Here is a 20,922-nt window from a genome sequence, read left to right as displayed (position 1 = left end):
GCGTTTGCGGCTAATGTCTCAAAACCAAAAACAATCAGCAAAACCAGGGCAGGGAGCATCCGGACCGTAGAACTTAAGGGGCCCCTTCCGAAGGCCATGAACATCGGCGATGGAAACCGGGAAAAAGATGAATATATGTGCAGACGGCGCCACGGACTTAAACGGGGACAGGGCGGCGCTGGTGGGCGGAAAGACCGTGCCATGGTCCAAAGCGTGGGCTCCCACAGTGGTCAGGCCAAAGGTCCAGGCTGACAACAGAAAGTCCCCGTGTCATGGAGGCATGAAAAAGCCCCCTAGGAATCGATCCTAAGGGGCTTTTGATGTCCGTGTTTAACTGTGGATACTTCTTAACATCTCGATGGCCGTCTGAGGTTTTCTCTCATCCCTGCCAATATAATCGTATTTATTAAGAAGTCTTGCTCTCATCTCTTCTGGATGATTGTAGAGCTGATCCATTATCCTATCAAAGGCCTGTTTCCACTCGCCCATCTCGTTACCTCCTATTCAAAGGTTAAACAACAAGTCATTTACGTAGCGAAACATATCATAACTGAAATGGGCTGTTAGTTCAATAATAAAATCGCTAAAAATAAATGAAAAAAGAGTGAATAATTGGTAATCTTTTTGCTGGTGATTGCCACAGTGATAATAAACGATTTATAATCTAAAATGATACAATGTAGCATACATTTTTGTAGTAAATTGGCTGTAATTCAAAGGAGGATTACATGGTAAAGATAATAAAACGATTGTCTTCAATCACTGTAGCAACATTAGCTTTAAGCCTTATCCTGTCTATGACTGTTTGTGCAGCAAACTTTGATCCTGCATTCTATGCGGCTACATACCCGGATGTTTCAGCAGCATTAGGAACTGACTCTAACGCACTATATACTCATTACCAAAATCATGGAATGAAGGAAGGGCGTTTACCTTATAAAGGAGCTAAACCTGGAGAAAAAGTTGATGGCATAGCCTCCACAAAGGCGGCCCAGGCTACTGCAGTTCAGGCAAATAGTGACTTTGTGGCACCAAAGAAACTGGCAAACTACAAGAGCCTTAAAAAGAAATTAACTGATGCGGAATTTCAGGCTGCATATGATACTGCCCTGGTACTGGTAACACCACTTAAGGATAAGTCTAGAGCAGAGCAGCTTGCAGGGATTGCAAGTGTTATAAGATATATGGTGGATTCCGGACTGGTGGTATATTCTACATCACAGCCCCATTACAATGATCCGTATGGTTACTTTGTTACGGGAGTGAGTTCATGTGCAGGTTGTGCCAGAGCCACAGGCCTTTGCCTTAATATTCTTGGGATACCTTACGAACATGTAAATGAGAATAAGTGGTCGCACCAGTGGTGCAGAGTTCCCATGGAAGATGGAACCTACTGGATTTGTGATGCCTACGGCCTGTACTGCGGTCCGGAGCCGGCACCATATCAGCACCCTTACGTTCAGTGATCAAATACTACAATAAATAATGCCAGTTACAGTGAAGAAATATTCACAGTAACTGGCATTTTTGACATTTCACTTTTGGACCGTTAAGTATCTCGGCACATTTTTCTTTCACGTTTATTTTCATACATAAGCTTATCGGCCCTTTGTATGATCTTCTGGACAATATTATCTTCAGCCGGGTTATATACGGCAAAGCCCTTTGAAACCCATACCTGTTCCCAGGGCTCCTCAGCTGTAGCATTGATGTTATCAATTACTATATCCAAACGTTCCAGAAGGAAATTGCGGTTATAGAAATCTTCGTGCTTCAGGATGATAAAGAATTCATCGCCGCCAACTCTGTAAACGGGACTTCGCTTAAAAACATCGCTGATGGTACTGCAGGCTTTTTCAAGGTAAATATCCCCTTTATCATGACCATACTCGTCATTGATGCGCTTAAGTCCGTCGCAGTCAAATTCACCAAGGGCAAAATTGGGATCTATGGATCCATTATTTATCTGCTCCTGAAGCTCCTCAATAGCAAGAAGGAAAGCGCCTTTATTTCTTACATGAGTAAGTGAATCGGTGAATACCTGCTCGTTCAGAGCGTTTATATGAGCCTTCATATTACCTGACAGCTTCTTGAAGGATCTGGTGAGCCTTCCGATCTCATCATCCTTGTCATAGCTTAGATCAACGTCAAAGTTTCCTTTGTCTACCTGCTCCGCAGCTTCCGTAAGTTCCTCAATTGGTTTTGTTATGATCTTCAGGAAGTAGATCAGAAAGAATCCTGCTGCAATAAGCGCGATCACAGCGCATATAAGGATATTGATTATAAGCCCGCGCCATTCACCCTCAGTTTCGGAAAGTGGAACTGTGATGTTAAGGTACATGCCATTGCTAAGAGGCAGCCAGACAGCTTCCTTAAGCACGCCATTATAAAGGTACTGTGCAGAGGATTGCTCAGCATAATCACTGTAGGGCACCTGTCTTTTTGAACCCTCTGGGAGACCTGCCACATCAATATATGGATGATAGAACAGGGTCCCATCAGCATCAGTCAGGAAAGCGTATCCGTTATCGTAGAACTTTATGCTGTCAATCTCTTTGGCCATGGCCGAATAGTCGATTTCTATTCCAACCACTCCGATAAACTGACCCTTGTAATATATGGGCGCATCATAGGAGATTACACGGACATCAAGGTTATCTGTGATATAGGGCGGTAGCCAGATGGATCTTCCTTCAAATTTAGGAACAGTAAACCAAACAAGTTTTGATGTGTCATTTACATCATACTGCGTGATATCAGTTACTTCATGCTCAGTGAAGCCTTTGCCATCCAGATTTGTATACCAAAAGCCCTTTACATTTGTGGAAATGGAAGGATCAATACGGTAGTAATATGTCAGAACGCCGTTTGTGCGTGATACAACATAATCAAAATACCGCTGGGCCCTTTCCATATGCGCATTAAAATTCTTGTCATCAAGCCCTGTTATGTCGCTTTCTACAAAAGTGGTGATATCGTTAACAGATTCCTGAACACTGTCAAAGTAATAATTTAAACTATATTGCCCATTTTCGCACAGCATAAGAAGCAGCTGATCTGATTTACGTATTGCAGTTCTACGTATAAAGATCACACTGAGAAGTGTAATAGCCAGTATGACTGTAAATATCACAAAGAGCATTGTGACAGCCAGTTTTGTTCTTAGTGAGCGCATTACATGATCCTCATAAAAAAACGTTATCTTGCACACTTAATTGTACAAGATAACGTTATACAAATTGATTAAATAAGTCTTAAAATTCGATTTATTCTTTTGCTTCTTTTTTAAGAAGATCAACTATTTCTTTTTCGGTATCCAGATTCATTACCTTCTCTGTGAGCTCATCAGCCTCAGCCTTGCTCCACTTGGAGATGATGCATCTTGCTGTGAGGACCAGTACAGGGTTTACGGAAAACTCTGTAAGTCCAAAGGATATAAGAAGTGGTATCATCAGAGGATCGGCAGCAGCCTCACCGCACATACCAACTGGAATTCCAGCAGCTCTTCCACATTCTATGATGTGCTTAATGGAACGAAGAACTGATGGCTGGAAAGTGGAGTAGAGGTAAGCAACATCAGCATTTCCTCTGTCTACACTCATGGTGTACTGAGTAAGGTCATTGGTTCCGATGGAGAAGAAATCAGATTCCTTAGCCAGAAGGTCTGCGATAAGAGAAGCAGATGCTGTCTCGATCATGCAGCCGACCTCAATGTTCTTGTCATAAGCGATTCCCTCTGCATCCAGGTCTTTTTTGATATCAGAAACAAGAGCCTTGACCGCGCGGATCTCATCAACGCAGGTTACAAGAGGTACCATGATCTTGACCTTGCCAAAGGCGCTGGCTCTAATAATGGCGCGAAGCTGGACCTTATAGGTGTCCCTGTTGCCAAGACAGTACCTTACAGCTCTGTAGCCAAGGAAAGGATTTTCTTCCTTCTTCATGTTAAGGTAAGGGATATCCTTGTCTCCGCCGATATCAAGAGTCCTGATGATAACTGCTTTTCCTCCAAGAACCTCTGCAGCTTCCTTGTAGGCAGCAAACTGTTCTTCCTCAGAAGGCAGGTGATTGTTGTCCATAAACAGGAATTCTGAGCGGAAAAGACCTATTCCTTCGCCGTCACATTCAACAGCCTTTTTAGCATCCTTAGGTGTTCCGATGTTACAGAACAGCTCTAGGTTTGTGCCGTCGGCTGTGACAGTTTCTTTTCCGAGGAAGTTCTTAAGCTCAGCCTGCTTCTTGATGAACTCTTCGCGCTTTATGATATAGCTTGAAAGAACATCTCCCTCAGGATTGATGTAGACATTGCCCTCAGTTCCATCAACGATGGCTGTGTCCTTGTCCTTAACAAGAGTTGTGATGTCAGGGACGGAGAGGACAGCAGGGATTTCAAGAGCTCTGGCAAGGATAGCAGAATGGGAAGTTTTACCGCCCATCTCAGTGATGATACCTGCAACATTTTCCTTGTGGATCTGACTGGTCATTGAAGGAGTCAGGTCTTTTGCTACAAGGATTGTTCCGGGAGCCACCTTGCTGATGTCAACGTCTTCAATTCCAAGGAGGATCTTAAGAAGGCTTACCTTGACATCGGCTATATCTGAAGCTCTCTGGCGCATCATATCATCATCCATCTTGGAGAACATGCCAATGAACATGTCGCAGACAGCTTCAACAGATGCTTCGGCGCACTGGCCTGCAGCGATCATCTTGTTCATCTCTCCGGACATGCTTGGGTCAGATATCATTACAAGGTGACCCTCTAAGATCTCAGCCTCTTTGGGTCCAATCCTCTTTCTGATATCTTCAGCCATTTCGGTGGTTTCTACCTTGAACTTGTCTATAGCATCCTGAAAGCGCTTCTGCTCAGCAGCTACATCTTCAATTTTCGCATTGTCATACTTAAGTTCGTGCTCTGCGATAACGCAGATGCTGCCTATACCAATACCGCGGGATGCGGGAATTCCCTGAAACATATTAATCTCCTAATCCACTCTCAATGAGTTCGATAGCTTTTTTAAGTGCGTCCTGCTCATCTGCGCCATCGCAGACAACTTCGATCTCTGCTCCACACTTGATGCAAGCGCTCATAAGCATCATTACGCTCTTTGCATCGTAGGTGTTGCCGTTAAAATTGATCTTAACATCGCAGGAAAAAGGAGTCATTGCCTGACTGAAAACACTTGCTGGACGCATGTGCATTCCCTGTTCATTAGTTACTGTGATTTTCTGTGATACCATAGTTTTTTCTTCCTTTCTTTTGGTGAAGTTATCATGACCCAGCCGCTAAAGTGGCGGCTGGGAAAATGTTTTATTTACGCTTCCTGCGCGTCCTTTTTAAGGATTCCAAGGAGCAGGCATCCTACTACAGAACCAGCAAGGAGAGCTACCAGGTACATCACCATGTTTCCTACTACAGGGAATACGAAGATTCCGCCGTGAGGAGCACGAAGTGTGCAACCAAATGCCATTGAAAGAGCACCTGCAACACCAGATCCAACAAGGAGTGATGGAATTACGTGAAGAGGGTCAGCAGCTGCGTAAGGGATAGCACCTTCTGTGATGAAGGAAAGTCCCATGATGAAGTTTACAGGACCTGACTTTCTCTCAGCTGCAGTGAATTTCTTCTTAAAGATGATTGTTGCAAGAGCAATTGCAATTGGAGGAACCATACCACCAACCATAACGGCTGCCATGATCATGAAACCTGTCTCGTTCTGGTTAGCAAGGGCAGCAGTAGCAAATACGTAAGCAGCCTTGTTGAGAGGACCACCCATGTCTGTTGCCATCATTGCACCAAGGAGTGCACCGAGTGCGATTATTGATCCGCTGCTCATACCTGTAAGTACGCCTGAGATCCAAACATTAAGGGCACCAACTACCGGGTTGATAAGGCACATAACAATGGCGATAAGAAGTGATCCAAGAAGAGGATAAATAAGTACTGGCTTGATTCCTTCAAGTGACTGAGGAAGGAACTCAAAGAGCTTCTTAAGACCAACAACAATGTAACCGCCTACAAAACCAGCTACAAGTGCGCCAAGGAAGGCTGATGGAACGTCGCCGCCTGGAGCTGCAAAAGTAGCACCGGTGGAAGCAAGATATCCACCTACAAAACCAACAGCAAGACCTGGACGATCAGCAATACTCTGAGCGATGAAACCAGCAAGAATAGGAAGCATAAAACCAAATGCTGCGCCGCCGATTGTCTTAAACCATGCTGCAACTGGTGTATTTGAACCAAAGTTACTTGGATCGATTGAGTAATCATCTAAAAGGAATGCGATAGCAATAAGGATACCGCCGCCGATAACGAATGGAAGCATGTGTGAAACACCGTTCATAAGGTGCTTGTATGCTTTTCTTCCAACGCTTTCATTAGCGCCTGTGTCAGCACTCTTTGTAACAGTTCCTGTGTGATGGTATACTGCTACGTTTCCGGAAGTAGCCTTTTCAATAAGTCCTTCTGGAGAGTGGATAGCCTCTTTTGTTGAGGTTACGATAACTGGCTTGCCGTTGAATCTGCTCATGTCGATGTTCTTGTCGCAGGCAACGATTACAGCATCAGCTGCCTCGATATCTGCTGCTGTAAGAACGTCCTTAGCTCCGCCTGAACCGTCCTTTTCTACCTTGATGTCAATGCCAAGCTCTTTAGCCTTTAGCTCAAGAGCCTCAGCTGCCATGAAGGTATGAGCGATTCCTGTAGGGCAGGCTGTAACGCCAACAAGCTTTTTAGCTGTCTTAGGAGCTGCTGCAGGAGCGGCTGCGGCCTTCTTGGCTGCCTCTTCCTTATCCTTCTCAGCTTCCTTACTATCAATTATACTAAGGAACTCATCTGCTGTCTTAGCTTCTACAAGTTTTTTTGCAAAATTTTGATCCATCAGAAGTGTCATAAGCTTTGAGAGCACTTCAAGATGTGTGTCAGCTGCTGTGTCAGGAGCTGCGATCATGAAGAAAAGATTGCTTGGGTTGCCATCTAAGGACTTGTAGTCGATTCCTGCTGGAATAGTGATGGCAGTAACACCTGCCTTGGAAACAGCAGAAGACTTGCCGTGAGGCACTGCAATACCCATTCCAATGGCTGTTGAGCCTTTCTTCTCTCTTTCAAGGATTGCTTCCTTGAAGGCAGATACATTTGACAAGTTACCAACAGCTTCATGCAGCGCGATAAGCTTATCAATGGCTGCATTCTGATCTGCGGCATCTACGTTTAAAGCGATGCCTTCCTTTTTAAGTAAATCTGTGATTTTCATAGACCCTCCTTTTAAAAACCTCTTTTTTGTAGTATCCCCTTACAAACCTTTACAAATCTTCCTCTTAAAGACTTTCATAAAGATTAAGTATTGCCTCGCCTGTGGCAAGATCATCAGAAAAGGCGGTGGCTGATCCAGCGGCGGTTCCCATTTTTAGAGCTTTGTCATAGTCCCCATACTTGTGGTAACCTGCGATAAATCCTGCGACCATAGAATCTCCGGCGCCAACGGAGTTTCTAACCTGTCCCTTTGGAACCCCAATGCGGAATTTCCGTCCGTCTTCAGAGATGAGCATTGCCCCATCACCTGCCATGGAAATAAGAACGTTCCTTGCACCGAGTTCCTGAAGCTTTTTGGCGTGAGCTTCGATCTCGTCATCGGTTTTAAGCACTGTGCCAAACATCTCACCAAGTTCGTGATTGTTGGGCTTTATAAGGAATGGATGATATTTAAGGACATTCTTAAGAAGATCCTTTGTCGCATCCACAACGACTTCTATTTTTCTGTCATTTACAAGGGCGATGATCTTTTCATATACATCACTTGGCAGGGAGTTTGGAATACTTCCGGCAAGTATGAGCACATCTCCGTCCTTTAGAGCATTTATCTTGGAAAAGAGCTTGTCCTGGGCATCCTGTGGAATCTTGGGACCCTGGGCATTTATCTCTGTTTCAGCAACGCCCTTTATCTTGACGTTTATTCGGCTCATACCCTCAGGCAGTTCTACGAAATCAGTGTGAATTCCTTTTCCTATCACGCTTTCTTCTATAGCCTTGCCTGTAAAGCCTGCAACAAAGCCAAGAGCAGTGTTTTCTATTCCAAGATTATTAAGAATTGTGGAAACGTTGATGCCCTTTCCACCGAAGTAGCATTCTTCTGAGTCTGACCTGTTTGTCATACCAGGTAAGAGCTCATCACTCATCCGGACTACATAGTCGATAGCGGGATTGAATGTGACTGTATAGATCATTTTTACCTCCCTTTTGGGACCACCTTGATGATGGTCTTGCTGGTATAGTTTTTAGTTGCTTCCTTATCAGTTATGATGCAGCAGCTTGCTATGTCTGCAAATGTGACTGAGCTTATCTGACCAAACTTACTGTGATCTGCAAGAATATAGGAAAGATAAGCGTGTCTTACAGCCTCTTCCTTGACCATGGCCTCATCCACATCGGGAGTGGTGTAGCCTGCGCTTATGGAAATACCGTTGGTTCCCATAAATGCCTTGGTGAAGTGATACTTGCTTATACCATCGATGCATTCAGGACCTATGATAGCTTCAGTTGAAGCCTTGCATCTTCCGCCGATGATCATGGTATTAAGACCCTTTTCAAGGAGCTTCTTGGCATGGACAATACCGTTAGTGATGTACTTGGCCTTGTGGTTGTCTATGTACTTGATCATCTCAAGGGTTGTAGTTCCGGAATCGATGTAGACAAAATCGTCGTCATTGATAAGGGAAGCTGCATATCTGCTGATGGCGTCCTTTTCTTCAATATTGAGAGTTGCCTTGGCTGATACAGATGGCTCAAAGGTACTGATGTCTCCCTTATTTATAGATGTTGCTCCGCCAAAGACCTTCTGGATCCTTTTTTCATCATGGAGAGCACTTAGATCTCTTCGGATGGTGGCAGCAGAAGCATCAAACTCCTCCATAAGCTCTGCAACAGTCACTGCATTTTTTTCGTTGACATATGAAACGATCAGATTGCGTCGTTCTTCTGTAAGCATGGCATCCCCTCGCATTCACAGATTAGGTTAAGCTTATGATAGCACCACCTTCAATCAATAACAATCATAAATAATCACAAATAATCACAAATAATCAATTAACTCTTTGTAAAATAATCACAAAACAAAAATAAATGATCACATGTAATCAGATGTTGGATTTTTGATAATCTAAAAAAAGAATAAAGCTTTTCTTACAACCGTAAATCCGCCTTTACAAAGATACCAAAACTAAACTAAAATATTAGTATGGTTACGTATTGACATATATGGAGGTGACGGGCTTGGAAGATTTTGTACTCACTAATGACCAGATCGATATTCTGGGTGAAATAGCTAATATCAGCATGGGTAATTCAGCAACAACCTTAAGTATGATGGTCAATAAGAAGGTTGATATCACAACACCTAATGTTAAGGTTATAAAAAGAAGTGAAGCTTTAGACGACTATGAGAAGACCTGTATCTTCGTTCAGATCCACTATGTAAAGGGACTTCAGGGCAATAACGTCCTTGTGCTTAAAGAGCATGACGTAAAGGTAATGACAGATCTTATGATGGGCGGCGATGGAACTAACACAGCCGGTGAGATCACAGATCTTCATTTGTCTGCTGCTTCAGAAGCCATGAACCAGATGATGGGCACCAGTGCAACCAGCCTTTCATCCATGCTTGGCGTGCCTACAGACATCAGTACTCCAATAGTTAACCAGATTGACGTTGAGAGTATTAAAGTATTTGAAAAAATGTTTGATACTACTTATGATAAATTTGTTAAAATAGCATTCAGGATGACAATCGGAAATCTGATCGATTCCATCATGGTGCAGCTTTATCCTGTGCAGTTCGCAGAGGATATGTGCGACAAATTTATGAATAAGGGGAAGTAATTATTTAAATGAATAAGGCAGAAACACTAGAGATCAAAAAGCAGTTCACACCTGACAGATGTACCATCGACAATATCTGCGGGTGCTATGTGGATCATGAAAAGAACAAGCGCCTTACCTTCAGGAAGGCCTTCGGATCCATTCCTGATGAGGAGATGTTCAAGTATCTGGATATTTTTCAGCATACTCTCGCAGGGACCTTTGGTAAGAATCTGATAAGTCTTGAGTTTCCTATTGAACAGGAACAGCCCGGAGGAACTCAAGACTTTCTTTTGACACTAAGAAACTCCAAGCTCGCTGATGATGAGCTTCTTGAGGAATTCTACGACAAGATCATTGCAAACTATGTAGACGGTGAGAATTATTACATCATAGTAGTTCACGCAGTTTACGACATTCCTGGAGTTACAAGGGACGGAATCGAGATGGAGGATGCATCTGACAACATCTACGATTACATGCTCTGCAGCATCTGTCCTGTTAAGCTCTCCAAGGCTGGTCTTGGCTATAATGAAAAAGATAATGTCATAGAGGAGAGGTACAGGGACTGGGTAGTAGAAGCTCCGGTAAAGGGATTTCTTTTCCCGGCGTTTATCGAAAGAAATACAGACATCCACAACATGCTCTACTTCACCAAAAAGCCTGATGACCTTCAGCCTGAGTTTGTGGAAGCTATGTTTGGAGGAAGGGCTCCAATATCTGCCCCGGAGCAGAAGGATCTGTTTGATGCGGTAGTCCAGAGCGCCATCGGCGAAGATGCAGACTATGACATCATGAGAAACATTCACGATAATCTAAACGACATGATCGAGGACCACGAAGGGGATCCGGAGCCTTTAGAGCTTACTAAAAAGGATGTAAAACAGCTTCTTTCAGACAGTGGAGTTTCCGAGGAGCGCCTTGGATTCTTTGATGAGACTTATGAAAAATGCGCAGGAAATGAAGATTACCCCCTTCTTGCCAGCAACATAGCACATACCAAGAAGTTTGATATTGAGACGCCTGATGTTGTAATTAAGGTCAATCCGGAGAGGACAGACCTTGTGGAATCCAGGATCATCGATGGCAGACAGTGTCTTGTTATTGAAGTTGATGATCATATCGAGGTAAATGGTATCAATGTTAGGACTTTTATGAATAAGTAATATTCCATGCCCGTGAACTGATGAAGCGTACGTCATCAGTCCAGGGGCATGCTTTTTCTTTAATGAAGTTGACATTAAATTGCACACAATATATTATTGTTTATGCAACAAAAAATAAGTGATCAAGGGAGATAATATATGCTTAAGACACTTTTATCCCAGGTAAAAGAATACAAACTCCCATCGATACTGACCCCTGTCTGTATGCTGGGTGAGGTTGTCTGCGAAATGGTCATCCCAATCCTTATGGCAAGGATCGTAGACATAGGTATCTATGGGAAAAATATGAAATACATCTTTGAGACCGGAGGCATAATGATCGTCATCGCCATCCTTGGCCTTTTGTGCGGTATTGGAGGCGCTTATTTTGGTTCCAAGGCATCCACGGGTTTTGCCAAGAACCTTCGCAAGGCTATGTTTGATAACATTCAGACTTTTTCTTTTTCAAACATAGACAAGTTCTCCACTTCGGGACTTGTAACAAGGCTTACCACTGATGTTACAAACATCCAGAACGCCTATATGATGACCTTGAGAATGGCCATGAGAGCTCCATCTTCAATGATAGTTGCCATGGTCATGAGCTTTATCATAAGCCCCAGGCTTGCCAGCATCTACTTTATCGCGGTCTTATTCCTTTCAATCATCATCATGTTTGTTATGAACAGGGCATCTAAGTATTTCAAAGAAGTATTTGAAAAGTATGACGCCTTAAATGAGAGTGTTCAGGAAAATGTATCAGCCATCAGAGTAGTAAAGGCCTATGTTCGAGAGGACTATGAGAACGACAAGTTCAAAAAAGCTGCCCTCAACATCTACAACATGTTTGTTAAGGCAGAGATGAATGTAGTATATATGAGCCCTCTTATGACAGGAACAGTTTATGCCTGCATCCTTCTTATCAGCTGGTTTGGAGCTCACATGATAGTCGGCGGCGAGCTTTCAACAGGAAATCTTATGAGCCTTCTTACCTACTGCATGAACATTCTTATGAGCCTTATGTTCCTTGCTGTTATCTTTGTAATGCTCACCATGGCATCAGCAAGTGGCAAGAGAATTGCAGAGGTTATCGAAGAAAAAGCTGATCTTGTAAATCCTAAGGATCCTGTGATGAAAGTAGCTGACGGAAGTATTTCTTTTGACAACGTGAACTTTGCTTACGATAAAGAGTCTGATGAGCCGGTGCTCAAGAACATCAATCTCTCGATCAAATCTGGAGAGACAATAGGAATTATCGGAGGAACAGGTTCTGCCAAGTCTTCACTTGTTAACCTTATAAGCAGGCTCTACGATGTAACAGCAGGAAGCGTTAAGGTTGGCGGAGTTGACGTAAGAGACTACGACATGGAAGTTTTACGTGACCAGGTTTCAGTTGTGCTCCAAAAGAACGTTCTCTTTTCCGGATCTATCCTTGATAACCTAAGATGGGGCAAGAAGGACGCCACTATCGATGAGTGCAAGAGAGCATGCGAGATGGCTTGCGCAGATGAATTTATAGAGAGGATGCCTGATGGATATGACACTGTCATAGAGCAGGGCGGAACCAATGTGTCAGGAGGACAGAGGCAGAGACTCTGTATTGCAAGAGCGCTTCTTAAAAAGCCCAAGATCCTTATTTTGGACGACTCCACCAGTGCGGTAGATACAGCCACAGATGCCAAGATCAGAAAGGCATTTGCTGAGGAAATCCCAGGAACTACCAAGCTCATCATCGCTCAGAGGATCAGTTCAGTTCAAAGCTGCGACAGGATCATTGTTATGGATGATGGACAGATAAACGGCTTTGGAAGTCATGAGGAACTCCTTAAGGAGAACAACATCTACAGAGAAGTTTACGAATCTCAGACCGGCGGAAGCGGCGATGCAGATTTTGATCGCCCCAGCGCTTAATGGAGGAATAGATTATGGCAGAAGTTAAAGAGATAAAAGGCGGACCAGGAGCCAGGGGCAGAGGAATGCCAAGGCCCAAGGTTGAAAATCCTGGCGCACTGTTTAAGAGGATCATGGGGTATGTATTTAAGTTCTATCCCATTCATATGCTGACAGTACTTGTATGTATACTTTTGACTGTATTTTCAAGTGTTCAGGGAACTCTTTTCACCAAGACACTTATTGACGCTTATATTCAGCCCATGCTTGATTCTGGCAGTACCGACTATGGACCTCTTCTTGGGGCCATTGGGCGAGTTGCGGGATTTTATGCTCTTGGTGTCTTCTCAGCATTTTTACAGGCAAGGGTCATGGTTGAGATCAACCAGGGTACATTAAAAAGACTGAGGGAAGATCTTTTCACCCACATGGAGAGCCTTCCTATCAAGTATTTTGATACCCATGCCCATGGCGACATAATGTCGATCTACACTAATGATATCGATACATTAAGACAGATGATCAGCCAGAGTATTCCTCAGATGCTCTCAAGTGCCATCACGATTGTTTCGGTTCTTGCATCAATGGTTGTTCTGTCCTTGCCACTTACTTTTGTGACACTTGTAATGGTTGGCATCATGCTCTTTTGCTCGGCTAAGGCTACCAAGTCTTCAGGCAAGAACTTTGTGGCTCAGCAAAAGAACCTGGGCGAACTAAACGGTTTTATCGAGGAGATGATGACAGGCCAGAAGGTTGTCAAAGTCTTCAATCACGAGAAAGAAGCAGTTGAAAGATTTGATGAGCTGAATGAAGAGCTGTGCCAGAGTGCCTTTAAAGCTAATGCTTATTCAGGAGTTTTAGGACCAATAAACGCTCAGCTTGGAAATACCAGCTACGTTCTCTGCGCCATGATAGGTGCAGCAATAGCTCTTTCAGACAGCGTAGCTGTTGGATTTACAGTTGGTGGTCTTGCAAGCTTTTTGACCTTTAACAAGAGCTTTTCAATGCCTATAAACCAGGTCAGCATGCAGTTCAACTCCATCATTATGGCTCTTGCTGGTGCTGAGAGAATATTTAAGCTCCTTGACGAGCAGTCTGAGACTGATGAAGGCTACGTAATGCTTGTGGACAGCGAAAAGAAAGACGGAGAGATCGTTGAGGCTGACCACCACACAGGACACTGGGCCTGGAAGCATTATCACAAGGCTACTGATACCACGACTTACCAGCCAATGGAGGGTGATGTTACCTTTAACGGCGTAGACTTTGGTTATACTGATGAAAAGATGGTGCTTCACGATATTGTGCTCCATGCAAAGCCAGGGCAGAAGATAGCCTTTGTTGGCTCAACTGGTGCAGGTAAGACCACCATCACAAACCTCATCAACCGCTTCTATGACATTCAGGACGGTAAGATCAGGTACGACAACATCAATATCAACAAGATCAAAAAGGCAGATCTAAGAAGGTCCCTTGGAATTGTTCTTCAGGATACGCACCTTTTTACAGGAACTGTAATGGACAATATAAGGTACGGAAAACTTGACGCTTCAGATGATGAAGTGATCGCAGCAGCCAAGCTCGCCAATGCTCACAGCTTTATAAAGAGACTTCCTGAGGGGTACGACACAATGCTAACCGGAGACGGTGCAAACCTCTCTCAGGGACAGAGACAGCTCCTTGCAATTGCAAGGGCGGCAATTGCAGATCCTCCGGTTCTCATCCTGGATGAAGCAACTTCTTCAATTGATACCAGAACTGAGAAGATCGTTCAGGATGGTATGGATAGGCTGATGAAGGGAAGGACAACCTTTGTCATCGCTCACAGGCTATCAACCGTAAGAAACTCAGACTGCATCATAGTCCTTGAACAGGGCAGGATCATCGAGCAGGGCACACACGACGAGCTCATCGCTAAAAAGCAGAAGTACTACCAGTTGTACACCGGCATGAAGTCCGAGACAGCTTGAATAATATCCATAGCCGCTTCTTGAATTGTAAGTCCGGCCGGATGAATATCAATAGCCTTTCGCGGCATATCCTCGCAGACCGCAACAAGACACGGGGACGGTTCTTTTGTCTTATCCTGTGCGGTCTGCTGCGGTATTCCACGGTGCTATTGAAATTCATCCTGCCGGACTTTTTTGGTTATCAAGCGGCCATGGGTGGGGCGTTGTAGGCAGTGAATCGGGTTCCCTGCAAGATTTTTACCTGCATTGATGCAATATGGCTGTGCAGAGTTTTATTTGTTGTGATATATCGTGTTGCGTTCTGGGTTATATCGTCAATATAATACCGCTGACCGCATTATCTTCTGCAGGTATTATGGTTTTACAGAAATATCATTTGGTATTTTAACAAATCTAATACCCAAGGCTCTCACATCGTTGACTGATATGAACTTCCCATTGAGGTTTCGTTAAAACTGAAAAGATTGGTGTAGAAAATCTAATATCTGCATTCACATACTCTCTCAGTGGTATTAAAAGTGCCCTAATTCTTTTCTTCAAGGCAAGAAAAAGATAGGACCAACAATATAAAATCAATTGCAGGTATTAGATCAGCCAAAATCCTCTCCAAAATCGCTTTTGGGGCTCCCCAAACACCGCTTTTGAGCTCCACTATGTGTCTTGAAGTGATGGATTTTCTTGATTACGGACTATAGCATAGGAAAATGCTCTACAGTAGGTTACTATTTCCCAATAAAAACCTCAAAAAAGTCCATTTTCAGACTAGCAAACACTTTTGGGACTTGTAGTCCGTAGTTCGACTTCAGGATCCAGCGGAAGAATTCCTTGAAAAAATCCATTTTACGGACTGTATGCCCCCAAAACTACGCTGTCGTCCGTAATACGATTTAATAACAATCGATATCGGCCATCTTTTTACGGACTTGGACAATGAAATCAGTCATCCAGTCTGATTCCACTGTATAGCGCCAGCTTGAAGCCAATACGCCCAATCCGCACCTTTATCATCCCCCGCTTGATCACCTATAAACGTCCACCAGAAATCGGTCAAGTGGATCATGGAATACCGCAGCAGATACGGCAGGGCATGAACAACTTATATTATTGAATCATCCAGTATCTGCGAGGATATGCCGTGAAAGCCACTTGGGCGATTTCCGGTGGACGTTACAATGAAAAGAGCGGGGGAAGTCCTGCCATGACCATCCTTAACTAAACATTAAGAATTGAAAATGTCAATCTATGATAAACTGATAATATAGAAATTTGCGAAATAATAAGATACATCGACATTGATGACCTATAATCAAGAGGAGCAATAATGGCTCATTTGTCTGATTACGTTCTCTGGAAGGGCGACCTGGATTTTAGAGAGCGGGAATTTAGAATTGAAGATAACCTGGTTCTGTCTGAGCTTGTATATATTGATTACAAGCCATTCTTCGAGTACAAAAAAACTGATAAGGTCACTTTGAGGGATGCCATCTATAACCTTGAAGATATGCACACCATAAGAAATACCCGTGCGGGCTCGGGAAAAGAAGATCAGGACTTTGCCAGGTACTGCGCAAATAGTAAGCGCTTCGGAAATGTAGTCCTTTCTGACTTTCAGGATATATTTGATACCTCAGATAAGCAGTTTGCAGCTGTGACTTATTCCTTAAGTGACGGCACTACAGTCATCGCATTCAGGGGAACAGATTCTACCATCATAGGCTGGAAGGAAGACTTCATGATAAGCTACACGAATGTTCCTTCCCAGGACCTGGCTCTTGACTATGCCATAAGGCATGTGAATGAAGCTTCTGGAGATGTGATAATCCTTGGTCACTCCAAGGGAGCCCATCTTGCTCTTTACGCCGCAGCTCATCTTGATATCAGGCAGCAGGCCAAGCTAAAGAGAGTGTATCTTAATGATGGTCCTGGTTTCTGCGATGAAGTCCTTGATAAGGCTCTTATCAACAATATCCTTGATAAGATCACCAAGATAACTCCTGAATACTCAATTATTGGCAGGATCTTTGAACCCCCGGCAGGGGAGAGCATCATAGTAAGAAGCTCAGCCCATGCTCTTATCCAGCACAGCATGCAGACCTGGATGCTTAGTCCTGACGGGCTTATAACCTGTAAGGACCACGCTCCTGAGAGCCACCTGATCACAGATCTCATTGACCGTTTTGTGGAGGGCATGGATCTTGGCGCCAGGGAAAACTTCATTGACAGTCTCTTTAATTCCATGACAGATACTGGAGCAAACACTATAAGAGAGTTCGCCATGAAAGGGCCCGAAGCCTTTGAAGAGCTTCTTTTCAATATGGCAGGTAGCGATGCCCTTAACCTGAAGAACAAGGCAAAGAGCATAAAAAAAGAAGACGACGACAGCAAGGGAATCTTTGTAAGAGCCTGGGGACTTATCAACAGAAAAGAGTCCGTCAGGATTGGTCTTACTCTCCTTCTTAGCATATTAAGCTTTGCGTTTCCTGACTTTGCCATGGAATCCGTGGTGTTCGCAGTCCTTGTATTTACCTGCATCTACGAGGTTGTGCTCACCATAAGGCACTTAAAGAACTCAGAATGGGATTTCAAAAAAGAAAGACCACGAGTTATGCTCTGTATCGTGCTTTGGGTTCTGACCTCAGCAGTTCTGGTGAAGGAAGGAGCTCTTTTTGTGGTATCCAGCATGATCTTAGGAGTACTGCTTCTTTCTCTTGCTTATCAGAACATCATCAATTTCAGGATCTACAACACCAAGGTGTTCGAGCGCTTCAGATACTCATTTGAAGGGATCGTAACTTTCCTTTTGGGGGCGTATATCCTTATAATGCCTGACATTGAGAACAGCTGGTACATGCTATCCTGCGGAACCCTTCTTCTTATAGATTCCATTTTTGAGATATTAAAACTCCTTCGGGACAGGAAAAAGAAATAATGCATGAAGGATGCCAATATGACTTTTGCAGCGACGCTAGTTAATGAAAAGAATAGAGGGGTTTTCCTGACACCACTTGATGAAGCAGTAAAGGAGCAGAGCGATTTCTTTATAGGCTTATATGAAGTGGAATCTGATACTGCCTGCGGTGTAATGGCAGTGGCTACAGTTTCTGACGACAGTGACAAGACTTTTGCCCTGTCCGTAAGAGAAGTGATCATTGAAGATGCGTACAATAATGAAGATGCGCTTAAAGCTCTTTTGACGCTGCTTAAGGATGTGGCCAGAATCGCAAAGTGTAGCGCAGTTTTTTACTCCGAATATGTTGCAGAGGAACAGGAGGAAGAAAAAGAAAAGTTCTTTGCAGATCTTGGTTTCTTTGAAGAGGAGAAAAAACTTTCATTGTATGAGATCAGTTTTGGAGATGTAAAAGCTAACGATCCTGTGACCGAAATGGGATGTCTTCATCTTAATGACCTGTCAGAGGATCAGTGGATCTATTTTGCAAGGGAAGCTTCAGGATACAGCTTTGAAATACTGGACAGGACCTGCTATGACCCTAAAACCAGTACTTTTCTGGTTGATGACGATGGCGTAGTTCAGGGAGGGATGCTTACCAGCATCAGGAATGGATCTCTTTTTATAGAAGGCGTAGCTGCTTACGGAAGCGACGAAGGAGGTCTTATAAATGACCTCATCTTTTGGGGCAAGTCAGCAGCAAAAAAGAGCCCATCCAAGGATTCACCTATATATATGTATATGTTTTCTGACAGAGTATACAGCAGAATGTTAAAGGATTTTTCGTCTGAAAATGCGAAAAAAGTTGGCAGTCTGGTAAGCTTTTGCTTTGAAACGGAGGTATTCTGATGATAGGACGTGACGGCGGCGATGGTGGGCAGATATATAAAAGAAGGCAGAGCATAGATGTTTTTCAGGTTACTGAAAATGAGATAAATCACTATATTCCAAACTCTGCGGATCAGATGGAACAGCTCAGGAGTGGTCTCCAGGGACCTGCTATCAGCACGCAGCAGCCGGAAGAAATAAGCGCCAGACGGATGGAGCAGAGAAAAAGAGCTGAGCGCATGCAGATACTTAATTCCTTTGTGGAAGAGAGTAATTATGCATTGCATGTGCCAAAGGAGGCCTCTTTTTCCAGTGAATTTGCGGGGAAATTTAAAGCAAGGGTAAGTGACAGGGCCAGGCTTTCAAAGCAGAGTAACAAGAAATCAAGGCTATTTCAGAAAATTCGCAACTACGAAAAAATAGAAAGCATTGAAGATGATGTATATGAAAAAAGCCGTGATCTTATGAATGGCTTTATCAGTAATGATCAGATCCCAGCTGCTCCTGAAGAAATGATGGATATTGCAGCATTTATGGTAGAGGGGCATGAGAGTTCAAACACAGCCATCTTGAAAAATTATCTTGGAAATGGGGATGATCGGGAAGGCATGGACAAGCAAAAGGCCATGGATTTTATGCTTGGGCGATTGACCAGCTTCCGCATTGAATCCATAGATTTGGCCAATGATACAGTTCTTTGCCAACATGCGGATGAACTTCAGCGTGTATCCATGCAACTTAGAGCTTTTGAAAGCCTTGCAGCCAAAAACGGATATTATGCAGGACTGGATGATGATACACAGCATTCCATTGAATCAAAGCTTGATGAGATACGTTCTGTAGTTACTTACTATGAGATCAGAAAGGATATCATAAAGGATCCTCTTTACAAGAGCCATTATAACGATGAACTGTCCATGGACTTTACTGCTACGACTGATGAGGGACAGAAGGCTCTGGCTAAAAAGCTGCTAAAGGCTCATCTGGCCTGCATGGATATGCTAAGGGAAAACGGTGCTGACAGTAAGCTTATAGCTAAAATGCAGACTAAGCTTCCAAGGTACAAGGATCGCAGCGCTGGGGACGAATTTGAGTCAAGAATGGCGTGGTCCTTAAGTAAGGGCCTAGAGGACGATGACTTCAAAAAGAGCTATAACAGTCGCAAAGAGCAGCAGCTGGAAAGAATAAAGATGGCTGACCTTGAATCCCAAAAGAAAAGCCTTATTGATATTGTTTCCGATGAAGAGATCAAGAGTCTTCAGAATAAAGATCAGTTATACTCAGCTCTTTCAGGGGATCAATGGAAAGAAAAGGGCGGAGCTACATACAAAAAGATAATGGAGAAGACCGAAGCTAATAGGATTGTGCAAAAGAGCAAAGGTTTTCTGACTGCTGTTAAAGTGGAGGGAGAACAGGGAAAAGGTTATATGGAATTAAAGCCATCCCTTCCTGAAACTGTTAAGGTTAAGGGGGGCGTTGTCAATCTTCGTGAGACCTGGAACCTTCTGATGAAAACATATATTACGCTTATCACCAATGAAGATGGATCTCTAAAATATGATGATAAGACCCGTGAGATAGTCAGCAGATTTACTGCTATAACCTCAATGTATGGCAGTGTAGGTTGCAAAAAAAAAGTCTGCGAAAGATATCTTAAAGAGACCTTTGTCCCTGCCATGAAGAATATCCTTGTGGATAACTATACCAAAAAAGGTTTTAAAAAAGCAGATGAAAAGGCAACAAAGCGTGCTGATGAAATAAGTAAGGGACTTATACTGCTTATCGAGAATTTGGAAGGCAAACAGCTTCTTCCTAACGAGATGGATGTTGAAACACATCTAAACTCTTTGAGCGATCTGGATAAAACTTCCGACGAGGAGATGACAGCTCATTTAAGGAAGTTTAAGATAAAGGTTCCCAAGGTGGTTGATGGTAAGAAGGTTATTGAGGAAAGATACCCTACGGAAGAGGAAATCAGTAAAGCTATTTCAGGACTGAGAGAGGACGTTGCTAAGACGGCCCAGGGCCTTAAAAAGGTGCGGGATCTGGACATTGACAGTAAAGTGGTTCCGATTCCCAATACCTGTTCAGGAAATGCCAATTTCTACAGGAGGCTTAAGAACCTGCATACAGGCCAAAAGAATGAAAATCTTTGAGGCTTCATCAGTTTGTGTGGGTTGAGTAGTAGCCTCGGCTACACACCCTATCCTTGTTCTGCTTGACTGCCAACAAGCTGATTGGATGCCCTGTGTCAAGGGTTTCCGCGAAGCGGCGCTTGCGCCCTTGATACAG

16 protein-coding genes are annotated in these 20,922 nt (G+C 43.6%); 9 read left to right on the top strand and 7 right to left on the bottom strand.

Annotated elements, in window-relative coordinates; all coding sequences use genetic code 11:
• A partial coding sequence (locus tag J6I68_RS16395; protein ID WP_292221870.1) for a hypothetical protein occupies positions 1-252 on the top strand: 252 nt, incomplete at its 5' end.
• Positions 253-330: 78 nt separating this feature from the next.
• Here the strand turns inward: J6I68_RS16395 and J6I68_RS16390 are convergent.
• Positions 331-489 (bottom strand): hypothetical protein, encoded by a 159-nt coding sequence (locus J6I68_RS16390; protein WP_292221868.1) that lies wholly within the window; start codon positions 487-489, stop codon positions 331-333.
• A 239-nt stretch (positions 490-728) separates the two neighbouring features.
• Between J6I68_RS16390 and J6I68_RS16385 the strand changes: the two genes are divergently transcribed.
• Complete coding sequence (locus J6I68_RS16385; protein ID WP_292221866.1) at positions 729-1,466, top strand: hypothetical protein; 738 nt, start codon at positions 729-731, stop codon at positions 1,464-1,466.
• 83 nt (positions 1,467-1,549) lie between these two features.
• Here J6I68_RS16385 and J6I68_RS16380 read toward each other — a convergent pair whose 3' ends face one another.
• From J6I68_RS16380 to J6I68_RS16355, 6 genes are all read right to left on the bottom strand, one after another.
• Positions 1,550-3,175 (bottom strand): diguanylate cyclase domain-containing protein, encoded by a 1,626-nt coding sequence (locus J6I68_RS16380; protein ID WP_292221864.1) that lies wholly within the window; start codon positions 3,173-3,175, stop codon positions 1,550-1,552.
• 91 nt (positions 3,176-3,266) lie between these two features.
• A complete protein-coding gene (gene ptsP, locus J6I68_RS16375) occupies positions 3,267-4,973 on the bottom strand; it encodes a phosphoenolpyruvate--protein phosphotransferase (protein ID WP_292221862.1) in 1,707 nt (568 codons plus the stop codon).
• Position 4,974: 1 nt separating this feature from the next.
• Entirely contained in the window at positions 4,975-5,238 is a 264-nt protein-coding gene (locus J6I68_RS16370) for an HPr family phosphocarrier protein (RefSeq protein WP_292221860.1), read from the bottom strand.
• A 74-nt stretch (positions 5,239-5,312) separates the two neighbouring features.
• Entirely contained in the window at positions 5,313-7,250 is a 1,938-nt protein-coding gene (locus tag J6I68_RS16365; RefSeq protein WP_292221858.1) for a PTS fructose transporter subunit IIABC, read from the bottom strand.
• A 64-nt stretch (positions 7,251-7,314) separates the two neighbouring features.
• On the bottom strand, positions 7,315-8,220 hold the full coding sequence (gene pfkB / locus J6I68_RS16360) for a 1-phosphofructokinase (RefSeq protein WP_292221857.1): 906 nt from the start codon (positions 8,218-8,220) through the stop codon (positions 7,315-7,317).
• Positions 8,221-8,222: 2 nt separating this feature from the next.
• Positions 8,223-8,981, bottom strand: coding sequence for a DeoR/GlpR family DNA-binding transcription regulator (locus J6I68_RS16355; RefSeq protein ID WP_292221856.1), 759 nt, complete (start codon positions 8,979-8,981; stop codon positions 8,223-8,225).
• 284 nt (positions 8,982-9,265) lie between these two features.
• Here J6I68_RS16355 and fliY point away from each other — a divergent pair, with 284 nt between their 5' ends.
• From fliY to J6I68_RS16320, 7 genes are all read left to right on the top strand, one after another.
• Entirely contained in the window at positions 9,266-9,871 is a 606-nt protein-coding gene (gene fliY, locus J6I68_RS16350; protein ID WP_292221855.1) for a flagellar motor switch phosphatase FliY, read from the top strand.
• Positions 9,872-9,879: 8 nt separating this feature from the next.
• Positions 9,880-11,016 (top strand): DUF4317 domain-containing protein, encoded by a 1,137-nt coding sequence (locus J6I68_RS16345; protein ID WP_292221854.1) that lies wholly within the window; start codon positions 9,880-9,882, stop codon positions 11,014-11,016.
• Positions 11,017-11,154: 138 nt separating this feature from the next.
• Positions 11,155-12,906 (top strand): ABC transporter ATP-binding protein, encoded by a 1,752-nt coding sequence (locus J6I68_RS16340; protein WP_292221853.1) that lies wholly within the window; start codon positions 11,155-11,157, stop codon positions 12,904-12,906.
• Between the two features lie 14 nt (positions 12,907-12,920).
• A complete protein-coding gene (locus tag J6I68_RS16335) occupies positions 12,921-14,855 on the top strand; it encodes an ABC transporter ATP-binding protein (protein WP_292221852.1) in 1,935 nt (644 codons plus the stop codon).
• Between the two features lie 1,321 nt (positions 14,856-16,176).
• Complete coding sequence (locus J6I68_RS16330; RefSeq protein WP_292221851.1) at positions 16,177-17,784, top strand: Mbeg1-like protein; 1,608 nt, start codon at positions 16,177-16,179, stop codon at positions 17,782-17,784.
• Positions 17,785-17,802: 18 nt separating this feature from the next.
• Positions 17,803-18,651 (top strand): hypothetical protein, encoded by an 849-nt coding sequence (locus J6I68_RS16325; RefSeq protein ID WP_292221850.1) that lies wholly within the window; start codon positions 17,803-17,805, stop codon positions 18,649-18,651.
• Positions 18,651-20,786, top strand: coding sequence for a hypothetical protein (locus J6I68_RS16320; protein WP_292221849.1), 2,136 nt, complete (start codon positions 18,651-18,653; stop codon positions 20,784-20,786). The genes J6I68_RS16325 and J6I68_RS16320 overlap by 1 nt, the downstream gene beginning before the upstream one ends.
• Positions 20,787-20,922: the final 136 nt, after the last annotated feature.

Origin of the sequence: Butyrivibrio sp., assembly GCF_017940685.1 — a bacterium.
In the GTDB taxonomy this organism is placed as follows: domain Bacteria; phylum Bacillota; class Clostridia; order Lachnospirales; family Lachnospiraceae; genus Butyrivibrio.
Note: the sequence above shows the minus strand (reverse complement) of the source record. Positions and strands in the feature narration are given on the sequence as shown.